Source organism: Flavobacterium sp. GW821-FHT12A05, from assembly GCF_058807735.1.
In genome coordinates this window covers 17,933-30,620 of the sequence record NZ_JBXAQY010000010.1, presented here as the reverse complement: position 1 = coordinate 30,620, position 12,688 = coordinate 17,933, and the positions used below count along the sequence as shown (strand labels likewise).

Annotated in this window: 12 protein-coding genes; 2 read left to right on the top strand and 10 right to left on the bottom strand. The window is 33.7% G+C overall.

What is annotated here, in order from left to right:
* Positions 1-168: 168 nt before the first annotated feature.
* From AC1RRQ_RS21070 to AC1RRQ_RS21050, 5 genes are all read right to left on the bottom strand, one after another.
* Positions 169-651 (bottom strand): ABC transporter ATPase, encoded by a 483-nt coding sequence (locus tag AC1RRQ_RS21070; protein WP_253791233.1) that lies wholly within the window; start codon positions 649-651, stop codon positions 169-171.
* Between the two features lie 97 nt (positions 652-748).
* Positions 749-1,540, bottom strand: coding sequence for a (Fe-S)-binding protein (locus AC1RRQ_RS21065; protein WP_493024934.1), 792 nt, complete (start codon positions 1,538-1,540; stop codon positions 749-751).
* A 129-nt stretch (positions 1,541-1,669) separates the two neighbouring features.
* Positions 1,670-3,007, bottom strand: a complete 1,338-nt coding sequence (locus AC1RRQ_RS21060; RefSeq protein ID WP_493024933.1) for a 4Fe-4S dicluster domain-containing protein — start codon at positions 3,005-3,007, stop codon at positions 1,670-1,672.
* Between the two features lie 5 nt (positions 3,008-3,012).
* Positions 3,013-3,978 carry an MlaD family protein gene (locus AC1RRQ_RS21055; RefSeq protein WP_493024932.1) on the bottom strand — a complete coding sequence of 322 codons (966 nt, stop codon included), beginning with the start codon at positions 3,976-3,978 and terminating at the stop codon, positions 3,013-3,015.
* Between the two features lie 50 nt (positions 3,979-4,028).
* Positions 4,029-5,144 (bottom strand): N-acetylmuramoyl-L-alanine amidase family protein, encoded by a 1,116-nt coding sequence (locus AC1RRQ_RS21050; RefSeq protein WP_493024931.1) that lies wholly within the window; start codon positions 5,142-5,144, stop codon positions 4,029-4,031.
* A gap of 49 nt (positions 5,145-5,193) precedes the next feature.
* On the opposite strand from AC1RRQ_RS21050, the gene AC1RRQ_RS21045 reads away from it, so the two are divergent.
* Positions 5,194-7,971, top strand: a complete 2,778-nt coding sequence (locus AC1RRQ_RS21045; protein ID WP_493024930.1) for a putative LPS assembly protein LptD — start codon at positions 5,194-5,196, stop codon at positions 7,969-7,971.
* Between the two features lie 23 nt (positions 7,972-7,994).
* Positions 7,995-8,375 (top strand): Rid family detoxifying hydrolase, encoded by a 381-nt coding sequence (locus AC1RRQ_RS21040; protein ID WP_493024929.1) that lies wholly within the window; start codon positions 7,995-7,997, stop codon positions 8,373-8,375.
* Here the strand turns inward: AC1RRQ_RS21040 and AC1RRQ_RS21035 are convergent.
* The 5 genes from AC1RRQ_RS21035 to pfkA all read right to left on the bottom strand — a co-directional run bounded on the left by AC1RRQ_RS21035 (position 8,356) and on the right by pfkA (position 12,381).
* Positions 8,356-8,730: a methylglyoxal synthase gene (locus AC1RRQ_RS21035; protein WP_493025060.1), complete on the bottom strand. Its 375-nt coding sequence runs from the start codon at positions 8,728-8,730 to the stop codon at positions 8,356-8,358. The genes AC1RRQ_RS21040 and AC1RRQ_RS21035 overlap by 20 nt on opposite strands.
* A 204-nt stretch (positions 8,731-8,934) precedes the next feature.
* Positions 8,935-9,309, bottom strand: coding sequence for a methylglyoxal synthase (locus tag AC1RRQ_RS21030; RefSeq protein WP_493024928.1), 375 nt, complete (start codon positions 9,307-9,309; stop codon positions 8,935-8,937).
* 8 nt (positions 9,310-9,317) lie between these two features.
* Positions 9,318-10,169, bottom strand: a complete 852-nt coding sequence (locus tag AC1RRQ_RS21025; RefSeq protein WP_493024927.1) for an N-acetylglucosamine kinase — start codon at positions 10,167-10,169, stop codon at positions 9,318-9,320.
* Between the two features lie 125 nt (positions 10,170-10,294).
* Positions 10,295-11,299 (bottom strand): type I glyceraldehyde-3-phosphate dehydrogenase, encoded by a 1,005-nt coding sequence (gap, locus tag AC1RRQ_RS21020; protein WP_071638773.1) that lies wholly within the window; start codon positions 11,297-11,299, stop codon positions 10,295-10,297.
* Positions 11,300-11,394: 95 nt separating this feature from the next.
* Complete coding sequence (gene pfkA / locus AC1RRQ_RS21015) at positions 11,395-12,381, bottom strand: 6-phosphofructokinase (protein WP_493024926.1); 987 nt, start codon at positions 12,379-12,381, stop codon at positions 11,395-11,397.
* Positions 12,382-12,688 lie beyond the last annotated feature (307 nt).

Here is a 12,688-nt window from a genome sequence, read left to right as displayed (position 1 = left end):
CAGCTTTGGCAAAGTTTTAAACTTTGACAAAGTTCTCTATACATAAAGATTACGCAGCCAAACCCGACAGGTTTTAAAAACCTGTCGGGTTTAATTCAGAACGTATTAAAAACAAAAAAAAGGCACAAAACTTAGGTTTCATGCCTTTTTAAATATTATAAATTTCTTTTAGAAAAATCTGCTGTGCCAACTGTCAGCTGCAGGAACTTCCCAAGATTCATTGAATTCTTCGATATTGTTTACCAAATTATTGAAAACAATAGTATTCTCAGAAACTGATTTATCTTTTACCATTTTCTTGAAGTCAATTAATGGTTTATGTGCAATATGTTCGCCATTTTTAAAAGTAACGTTCATTTTATCTAGTAAATCGACGTTGTACTTTTTCTCTAAACTTTGAATAAATTCTACCGAACTATCAATAGAACAGCCTGTAGCAGCCTGCACATCCTGATTTACAGCTAATATTATAAAACGATTGTATTTAAGCAAAAATGATGCTTCAAGACTTGTTCCGTGAGCGGCCCATTCTTCTACAAAAGCTTTTAAATCGGTTTCGATTTCAGAAAACTCTTCCTCAGAAAATTTTCTGTTCGATTGGTAAATCCAAACTCTTGATTCACCAGGTAAATTTTCAAAAGGTATATACATTTTTAAATTTTAGATTGTTGATTTTAGATTTTAGATTTGAAAAAGTTTCAGGTTAAAAAACTTAGCAGCTTAGCGTCTCAGTCCCTTAGCCCCTTTTTTACAAATCCTGCGCATTCGCAATTAACTCCGCAATATCTAGGACTTTTACCTGTCCTTCTTTTTCCTGATGTTTAATCCCATCAGTTAACATCGTATTACAAAACGGACATCCTGCCGCAATAATATCCGGTTTTACTTCTAACGCATCTTCTGTACGCAATACATTAACTTCTTTGTTTCCAGGTTCAGCATCTTTAAACATTTGCGCGCCACCGGCTCCACAGCATAATCCATTTGCTTTAGAACGTTTCATTTCGACTAATTCTACATCTAATTTTTCAATTAAATCTCTCGGTGCTTCGTAAACTTTATTGGCTCTTCCTAAATAACAAGGATCGTGAAAAGTAATTTTCTTTCCTTTAAAATGTCCGCCTTCAATAGTAAGCCTTCCATCATCCAATAATGATTTCAGGAATTCTGTATGATGAATAACTTCGTAGTTTCCGCCTAATTCCGGATACTCATTTTTTAAAGTATTAAAACAATGCGGACAAGCGGTAACAATTTTCTTTGCTTCGTATGCATTCAATACCTCGATATTCATCATGGCCTGCATTTGAAACAAAAATTCATTTCCGGCTCTCTTTGCAGGATCACCCGTACAGCTTTCTTCTGTACCTAATACTGCAAACGAAACATTGGTACGATTTAAAATACGTACAAATGCTTTTGTAATTTTTTTTGCTCTATCATCAAAACTTCCTGCGCAACCTACCCAAAACAAAACTTCTGGTTGTTTTCCTTCGGCCAGCATTTCTGCCATTGTTGGTACTACTAAACTTTCTGACATCTTCTTTTGTTGTTAAATCGGTTAATCGTTTATTTGGTTAATCGCACTCTTTACTATAACCCACTAAAAACCTCAAATATTTTAAAATCGATTAAACAGTTAAACAATTAACCGTTTAAACAATAAATCTTAATTTTCGTTTTTCCAATTCAATCGGTCCTGCTGGCTGTACTGCCACGGCGCACCATTATTTTCGATATTTGTCATCATAGCATTTAATGACATTGGCGCAGCACTCTGCTCCATCACTAAATAACGACGCATATCCATAATAATAGACAACGGACTAATATTTACCGGACATTCTTCTACACAGGCATTACACGAAGTACAAGCCCATAATTCTTCCGGCGTAATGTAATCGTTTAATAATGTTTTATTATCCGGAACAAAAACACCTTTATTAGCATCAATATTTTTACCTACTTCCTGCAAACGGTCTCTTGTATCCATCATAATTTTACGTGGAGACAATTTTTTACCTGTTTGGTTTGCCGGACAAGAAGACGTACAACGACCGCATTCTGTACAAGTATAAGCATTTAACAACTGAACCCAGTTTAAATCCTGAACATCGCTTGCTCCAAATTTACTCGGAACCGCGTTTTCATCAACCGGAGCCGCAGCAAACGGATCTGCGTTTGGATCCATCATTAACTTCACTTCTTTTGTAACCGAAGCCAGATTATCAAACTGACCTTCCGGATTTAAATTAGCAAAGTATGTATTTGGGAAAGCTAAAAGAATATGTAAATGTTTTGAGAAGTATAAATAGTTCATAAAAACTAAAATACCCGCAATATGCAGCCACCAAAAAGCTTCAAACAATATGGCAACCAATTCGTTTGACATTCCGTTAAACATTGGTGCAATAAATTGACTTACAGGAAAACTTCCTGCTTTATGAAAATGAGAAAATCCTCCTGGAACATTTTGCAAATGCAAATCAGAAGCATTCATTAACAAGAACAAAATCATCAAAACGGTTTCGAAATACAAAATATAATTTGCATCGCTTTTAGGAAAACCATTTAAATCCGGATTGATAAAACGCTTCAATTTGATAACGTTTCTTCTGATCCAGAAAACAACTACTGCAAAAATGACAAGTATTGCCAATATTTCAAATGAAGCAATTAAACCGTCATAGACTACACCTAAATAAGGCGCAAAAATTCTATGAGTTCCAAATAACCCATCTATAATAATTTCAAGCAATTCGATATTAATAATTACGAAACCTACATATAAAAAAATATGCAGTATTCCTGCTACAGGGCGTCTCACCATTTTTGACTGCCCAAGAGCAATCAAAGCCATGTTTTTCCAGCGCGCTTTAGAATTATCCTTTCGATTTACATCTACTCCTAAGTTTATGTTTCGGATGATTTTTTTTACGCTCGCTGTAAAAAAGCCGAAACCAACTATAAGAAGTATGGCGAACAAAATATTATCTAAATAACTCATTACAATTATTTTTTATCAGTTGAATTAGCATCTTCTGCCGGAGCTACATAAGGTTTGTTTTTCTTTCCAAAAAGAGAAACATTTACGTAACGTGTTGGGTACAAACGAACATCTTGCAATAACAATTCAAGTTCTTTTGAAGTTTTCGACAGGTTATTATAAAGAGCATCGTCGTTTAATAATTTACCTGCAGTTCCTTTTCCAGAATTTAAATTAGCCATAATACCATCTACTTTTGCTAAAGTCTGGTTTAGGTTACGTACTGTTTTTCCTAAATCGGCTTTGTTTAAAGAATCTGATATTTTATTGAAGTTGCTTGACATTTTATTAAAGTTTGTCACCACTCCGTTTATCTGGCCTTTGTTTGTATCTAAGATAGTATTAAGACTTCCTGAAGCTCTGTGAAACTGCTCCATTGTCTGGCTCAATTCAGCTAAAGTCTTCTTTAAATCCTGCTGTGTTTTTTGATCTAAAACATTGTTTAATCCCGTAACCAGATTATCAATATTCAAAAGCATTTTATCCAGCTTTTGTGTAATTGGTTCGATTTTGCCTCCTAAAGATTCTGTTAATCCCAGTTTAACGTCAGACGGAAGTGTTTCTCCATCTTCTATAAGCGTTTTATCAGCTAAATTTGGAATAATCGCAATTTGTTTTCCTCCAATTAAGCCAGATGAATATAACGATGCTTTACTTGTTTTAGAAATAGGAAAATCAGTTTTTAATTGAAGTTCAACTAATAATCTTCCTGTATTTTCATTGATAGTAATTTTATTTACTTTACCAACAACAAGTCCGTTTATGGTAACGGGTGCTGACTGCGAAAGTTCTTCAACATTATCATATTCAACATATAATGTTTTATAATTTGTAAAAAGATCTCTGCCTTTTAAAAAACTGTAGCCCCAAATAAATAGTAAAATTGACGCGATGACTAAAATAGCCGTTTTAATTTCTCTTGTTATTTTCAAAATTCTAGTGTTTGTTACAAAATTAATATAAATATTCGAACTTGTGACGATTATTTGATCGCGTCCTGAATACTGATCTTTTCTCCGTCTTTTGTTGCAACTAAAAAGGAAGCGCCATATCCTTTATCTTTAGCCTCTTCGAGATATTTTTTGGCAGTTTCATAATTAGGTGTTTCCTGATAGAAATATTTATAAATATTGTTTTCGTATATCATAGTTACATTTTTCAAACCTTTAAAATTTTTAGGTTCCAAAGGTGTTTTTTTAATACTTGCTATTAATTGAACTTTAAAGAATGTCCCTTTTGGAGCGCTTGGACTTGGCGTTGTTACAACTTTTTTTGGAGTCGAAGTATCTTTTACCGGCTTAGCTTCTATCGCTTCTGAAGTTCCAGAACCAAAATATTCTCTTTTATAACTTAAAATTGCTTCTGCGATTGCTTTTGCAACATCATCTTGTCCTTCTTCTGAATTTAAAATATTCCCTTCGGTTGGATTAGAAATAAAACCTGTTTCTACTAAAACTCTTGGCATGTAAGCTTTATGCAGCACCATAAATGGCGCTTGCTTTACACCGCCTTGTCTGATTTTTTTTCCAAGTTTCTCAAAGTTATCTTCAATTTTACTGGCAAGCGAAATACTGTTATCTAAGTATTCTTCCTGCATTAATGTCATTCCAATCATTGATTCCGGCGAATTTGGATCAAAACCTTCGTACTTACGCTTATAATCTTTCTCTAAAGTAATTACCGAGTTCTCTTTTTTCGCCGCTTCAAGATTCGATGCTACTTTACTTAAACCCATTACATACGTTTCAGTACCATCTGCAGCTGTATTTTTATTTGCATTACAGTGTATAGACACAAAAATATTCGAATTTGCTCTATTGGCAATATTGGCTCTTTCGACCAAATCGATAAAAACATCCGTTTTACGAGTATAAATTACATTAACATTTGGGCTGCTTTCTAGAATTTTTCCAACCTTTAATACAATAGCCAAAGCAATATTTTTTTCAATCCGGCCGCTGTATACTGCACCAAAATCATGGTCTCCGTGCCCGGCATCAAGTGTTACTTTAAAAACATTTGATTGACTATAAGCACAAAAGGACAATATTGTTAGAAAAAAAGTAGTTATTACTTTAATTTTATGTAATCTATTCATAGAATTCAAAAGTTAATTTTAATAAATGCGGCTGTTATAATTTTTACAATTGATTATTTTTGCCAAAAAATTATATGTAAGTTTGACGTGTCAAAAAACAAGCCATAATTTTACAAAAATAGTATTTAAACCTTTGCATACAAACTTATTTAATATCGTTTTAATATCATTTTTCCTGACTATAGGATGTGGTAAATCATATTCGCAAGAGATAAAACCTAAAAAAAAATCTTTACCTACTGTAAAACAAACAGATAAGCCATCAGTTAAGCCAACCGCTTCTGCTGCCGGAACTCCTGTTACTCCTGCAGTTACTGTTGATACAATAAAAGTTGACAGTATTAAACCAAAAAAGGCTTTTCTCGACGCTCCAACAAAATACAAAGCTAAAGATTACGCAAAATACGATAAGAAAAACAAAACGCTTACTTTATATAATGAAGCTGAGTTATATTATAAAGATGTAGAGCTGAAATCTGGTATTATTATTTTAAATCTTGATAAAGATGAAGTTTACGCAGGACGAATTAAAGATTCTGCCGGCGTTTTAGTTCAGTATCCAAATTTTAAACAAGGCTCAAACGAAGTACAACCCGATTCTATTCGTTTTAACTTTAAAACGAAAAAGGCTTTAATTTACAATTCAAGAACAAAACAAGGAGAATTAAATATTAAAGCTTCGGTAACTAAAAAAGAAAACGACTCTGTTTACTTTTTAAAAGGCGCACGTATTACAACTGCTGAGGATATTGACAATCCTGAATACTACTTTCAAACCAGCAGAATTAAATTTGTACCCGGAAAAAAGATTGTGGCAGGTTTAACTCAAATGGTAATTGCCGATGTTCCTACTCCGCTTGCACTTCCTTATGGATTTTTCCCATTGAGCAAAGAAAAAAGTGTTTCAGGAATTATTATTCCTAGTTATAATGATTCAAACACAAGAGGATTCTCATTACAAAATGGAGGATATTATTTTGCATTAAGCGATAATTACGATTTGACTGTTTTGGGAGATTATTATACCAATGGGAGTTACGCCATGCGGTTTGAATCTGCTTATGCTACGCGGTACAAATATCGGGGAAATATCAACGTTCGTTTTGAAAACCTGATAAACAGCGAAAGAGGTTATCCGGATTACTCCAAACAAAATATTTACAACATTCAGTGGTCGCACTCTAAAGACACAAAATCGAATCCAAATTCGACATTCTCTGCGTCTGTGAACATGGGTAGTAGTAAATACTTTAAGCGATCGATTAATCAGGCCAATATTGGTTCTAATTTAAATAACACATTAAGTTCTTCTATTTCATACAATAAGACTTTCAATACGATTCCGGGATCGCGTATATCGCTTTCTGCAACGCATCAGCAAAATACGCAAACAGAGGAAATTTTAATGACGCTTCCTAATTTCCAGGGAAGTATTGATCGTGTATACCCTTTTGTTGGTAAAGACGGAGTTAAAAAAGGTTTCTTTAAAAACATCAACTTACAATATAACGTAACGGGTAAAAACAACTTTAAGACAACCGATTCATTATTCTTTAAACCTCAAATGTTTAGAGACGCACAAGTTGGTATGCAGCACAGTATTCCTATCAGTACGAATTTTAAAATATTTAAATATTTCAGTGCCGGGGCATCAACAAACTATCAGGAAACTTGGGTTACCAAAACGGTTACTAAAAATTATGACCCAAGCAAAGGCGACGTAGCAACTACTCCTGTAAATGGTTTTGATTCTTATAGAACTTATAATTTCAGCACGAACTTAGGAACTACAATTTACGGTACATTTAATTTTGGAGCCGATAAAAAGATTCAATCTATTCGTCACGTCATGAGACCAAGTATAACTTATGCTTATACACCAAGTTTCGACAGATATTACGATCATTATACCGTTGATGCTGCAGGAAGAATTTCTACAGATGAGTACACAAGGTTCGAAAATGGTATTTACGGCGCTCCTGGCAGAGAAAATTCTAATATTGTAGGTTTCTCATTAAGCAATACTTTTGAAGCTAAGGTAAGAGACAGTGACAGTACTAAAACAGAACCTAAAAAAATAATGCTGCTGAACAATTTAAATTTCAGCACAAGTTATAACTTCAATGCAAACGGAAAAGAAACTTTAGCATGGCAGCCGGTTGTAGTAAGCGGTGGAACGCAGTTTTTTGACAATAAAATGAATGTCAATTTTGGAGCTGTTTTAAATCCTTATGCTATCGATAATGCCGGACATGTAATGAACGTTTATAACATAGATAATGGTGGAAGTTTGTTTAGAATGACAAGTGCCAATCTTACTATGAATTATTCTTTTTCGAATAAAGGAAGCGGAAAAGAAAAAAACAGCCAAAGTCAGCGAAACGGTGGACGTAATGATGATTTGTTTGGAACAAATACCGACTTGAACGATCCTCGAAACAGTCAGTTTGCAAACGAAAAAGACGATGGAGAGAATGTAATTACTGAATTTTTTAGTTCAAAAATACCGTGGGATATGACGATGGCATACTCACTGACTTATACCAACGTAAACAGAGAAAACAAAATAAGCGGTAACTCCCTGATGATTTCGGTTAATACAGATATTACACCAAAATGGAAAGGCGGGATTTCTACGGGTTACGATTTTGTACAAAAAGGAGTTACTTTTACTCAATTCCGTTTTGAGAGAGATTTGTTAAGCTGGAGAATGGCATTTAACTGGCAGCCAATGGGAACAAATTCAAACTGGAACTTCTTCATTGGAATTAAATCCGGTATGTTAAGTGACATTAAATGGAACAAACGAAGCACTTCAACTCGATAATTCATCGACTTAAATAATTTATTATGAAAAAAATAATCTTTACAGAAAAGGCTCCAGCTCCTATTGGTCCTTATAATCAGGCAGTATTATCAGGCAACACGCTTTATGCTTCAGGGCAGATTGCTATTAACCCGGCTTCTGGCGAGCTTATAACGGATAATATCAATGACGAAACTACTCAGGTTATGGAGAATGTTGCAGCTATTTTAGAAGCAGCAGATATGACTTTTGAAAATGTTGTAAAAGCTACAATTTTCATTATGGACATGAATAACTTTGGTGCAATAAATACAATTTATGGTTCTTATTTTGACGAAAAAACAGCTCCAGCCCGCGAAACGGTACAAGTAGCATGTCTTCCAAAAAATGTAAATGTAGAAATCTCTATAATTGCTGTGAAATAGCATTAACTAATAATTGTGCCGTTGCTTCATTGGTTGCCAGCGGCACATTATGTACATCACAAATTCGAACCAGCATACTGATGTCAACTCCATGTGCATGACTCGCAAGCGGATCTTTAAAAAAGAGTACCACCTTAATTTTACTTTCTGCTACTCTCGCTGCTATCTGAGCATCACCTCCCATAGAACACGGCAATAATTTTACTACTTTAAAGCCTGAATTCTCCGCACTCCTGCCCAACAAACCAGTCGCAACAAGTTTCAATCTCTCATTTTCCAAAATAATTCTGTTTTTAATTAAAAACTGAACCATATCGGCTTTTTTATTATCATGAGCTATAATCGCTATTTCAATGATTTTTTTCATGAATTTATAATAAAATTAGTACCAAATTTAAATAAAAAAAGATAATTCTCACATTAAATTCATCAAAATCAAGACTTTACAATAAAAAATTCAAAATAAACTGATTTAAAACTAAAATTTAAATTTATTGCATAAAAAAACCGCAGTATCTTATACAGCGGTTTCTTGTTTTATATCAAAAAGAAAATTTTTCTATAATTGCAAAGCGACTGCGTTTAGCAGTAATTGTGCCGAGGCTTCATTTGTCGCTAAAGGCACATTATGAACATCGCAAACACGAATTAACATATTAATATCGACTTCATGAGCATGACTTGCCAGCGGGTCTTTAAAAAAGAAAACCAATTGCGTTTTCCCTTCGGCTACCCTTGCAGCAATTTGAGCATCACCTCCCATAGGCCCGGAAAGCATTCTACGTACTTTAAAACCAGCATTTACAGCTTTACTTCCGGTAGTTCCTGTTGCGATAAGTTTAATTTTTTCTGAAAGAAGTAAGGTTTTGTTTTTATTTAAAAACTGAACCATATCGGCTTTCTTTCCGTCATGCGCTATTATAGCTATTTCCATAAATTTAATTATTGATTAGCAACGTGGTAAGCAATTAAACCATCGATAGGTCTTCTTAATACATTTCCTAATTTAAGCTCGTATTTATCGAAAGTTTCCTGCAATTCATCTTTCAAATAAAATGCAATAGAGCCTACAAAATGTACTGGAACTTCTTTACAGTTATCAAACTGTTTAATGTAGTTTTTAACGAAAGATTTCATTCCTTTGAAAATAATTTTTCTGCAGAATTCCGTGTCTTTATGTTTAATTAAAAACTTTGCAAAAGTTGCCAGGTAAGCATTTGGATTTGGCTCTTTATATAGTTTGTTTTTAATAAAATCAGGATCAACGTTGTATTCTTTTTCAAGTTCAACAGCCAATTCTTTAGGCATTTTATTAAAATAATATTTTCTAATTAATTCTTTTCCAAAAACATTTCCGCTGCAATCATCCATTACAATGTAACCTAATGACTGAACTTTTTGGTGCAATACTTTTCCATCAAAAAAACTGCAGTTAGAACCCGTTCCTAAGATAGATACAATTGCTTGTTCTCCTTTTGGAGTTGTAGCATAAACAGCCGCATAAGTATCTTCCTGAACATCAACAATAGCGTTTGAAAAATACTCTTGAAAGACTTGTTTAAGAGTTTCTTTCATTCTGTCTGTTCCACAACCTGCTCCGTAAAAGAACAAATGTGTTGCATTTTTTTTATTTTGTAAAATATCAAAACGGTCATTTAATCTGGTAACGATTTCTGGTCCGTCAAGAATTTCAGGATTTAATCCTAATGTTTGTGTGGTGAATAATACTTTTCCATTATCATCAATTGCAATCCAATCGGCTTTAGTAGATCCACTATCAACTATTAATTTCATTTTATTTTAGTTTTTGGATTAGTTTTTCCTCAATACGTGTATTTTTTTTACATTAATTAAAGACATAACAAGATAAGAAAATCCCGTTATTTGGTGATAACGGGATTTTGCAAAAATATATAATATTATTTTAAACCTGCGATATGAACAGATAAATCAATCAATTTGCTTGAATATCCGTACTCATTATCATACCAAGATACTAATTTGAAGAAAGTTGAATTTAAACCAATTCCTGCACCAGCATCGATGATAGAAGTTCTTTTATCAGAGATGAAATCCTGAGAAACCACTGCATCTTCAGTATATCCTAAGATACCTTTCATTTCGTTTTCTGAAGCTTTTTTCAATACCGCTAAGATTTCTTCGTAAGTAGTTTCTTTAGCAACTTTTACAGTTAAATCTACTACAGAAACGTCAGCAGTAGGTACACGGAAAGACATTCCAGTTAATTTTCCATTCAAAGAAGGGATAACTTTACCAACCGCTTTTGCAGCACCTGTTGAAGAAGGAATGATATTAATTGCAGCAGCACGTCCACCTCTCCAGTCTTTTCTAGAAGGTCCGTCAGCAGTCATTTGAGTTGAAGTAGTTGCGTGAACAGTTGTCATTAAACCTTCAACAATTTCGAAATTATCGTGAATTACTTTAGCTAAAGGAGCTAAACAGTTTGTAGTACAAGAAGCGTTAGAAACAACTAAGTCAGAAGCTTTTGCAGTTTCGTGGTTTACTCCCATTACAAACATTGGAGCATCAGCAGATGGAGCAGAAATAATAACTTTCTTAGCACCACCTTTTAAGTGTTCGCTTGCAGTTTCGATAGTTGTGAAGATACCAGTACATTCTGCAACAACATCAACATCAACTTCATTCCATTTTAAGTCAGCTGGATTTCTTTCTGCAGTGATACGGATGTTTCTTCCGTTTACATAAAGTTTTCCTTCTTTAACTTCTACAGTTCCGTTGAAACGACCGTGAACTGAATCATATTTTAATAAGTAAGCTAAGTGATCTACATCTAATAAATCGTTGATCGCTACTACTTCTACATTATCTCTATTGAAAGACTCTCTAAAAACGATTCTTCCGATACGTCCAAATCCGTTTATTCCTAATTTTACTTTTGACATTTTACTAAATTTTTGCTTTTGTTTTTATTATACTAATTCAAAGTCTAATTTCCTCACAATAAACTTCTTCTCTTTTAAACTTTTATCTTATATAATTATGTAGACATGATGTCTGACACTCTCAATAATTCTCTATCAATTTCTGATTTTCCTTTGATCGCCTGTTCCAATGGTGTTAAGATTACTTTATCTTCACGAAGTCCAACCATATAGTTAGATTTTCCTTCGATTAAAGATTCTACTGCTTTAACACCTAAACGGCTTGCCAAAACACGGTCAAAACAAGACGGAGAACCACCACGCTGCATGTGTCCTAAAACAGAAACTCTTACATCGTACTCTGGAAGATTTGCCTCAACGTAGTCTTTTAATTCGAATACATTTTTACCAATTTTATCTCCTTCTGCAATAACAACTATACTTGAAGATTTTCCTGATGCTTTACTTTTTTGAAGTGAATCTAAAAGACGCTCTAAACCTAAATCTTCTTCAGGAATAAGAATTTCTTCGGCACCGGCACCAATACCGGCATTAAGAGCAATATGACCTGCATCTCTACCCATAACCTCTACGAAGAATAAACGGTTGTGTGAACTTGCAGTATCTCTAATTTTATCAATACAGTCTACAACAGTATTTAAAGCAGTATCATAACCTAAAGTAAAACTTGTGCCAAAAATATCATTGTCGATTGTCCCCGGAATTCCCATTACAGGAAAACCATATTCAGAATTGAAGATTAAACCTCCGGTAAAACTTCCGTCTCCACCAATTACTACCAAAGCATCAACTCCGGCTTTTAAAAGGTTTTCGTGTGCTTTTTTTCTACCTTCCGGTGTTCTAAACTCAACAGAACGAGCCGATTTTAAGATCGTTCCTCCTTTGTTTACAATATTATTAACGCTTCGAGGGCCCATTTCTTTAAAATCACCTTCGATCATTCCTTGATACCCTCTATAAATTCCTATGCATTCTATATTATGATAAGCACATGTTCGAACAACTGATCGTATTGCAGCATTCATTCCTGGTGAGTCTCCTCCTGAGGTTAGAACACCTACTTTTTTTATTGTTTTTGACATTATTTAAGTATTAAAGTTGTAAATTTAGCAAACATCCGCCACTTTTCCGGTGATGTTTATCATAAATTAATAAAATATGTTAAATTCAAACGTTTTCGTTAATAAGTTTTTTGATACCAAAAATTTCATTTAAAATAATAAATACCCTGTTTTTTAATTAATTCTTTAAAATTAACAATACCTAAATGAAGTGTTATAAAAATCTTAGATTTAGCGTTTTAGCCCAAACTCATCAAAAGGCACTAAATTTAAGCATAAAAAAACCATTCGTTGCTGCGAATGGTTTTTTTATAGTCTTTTTAACACA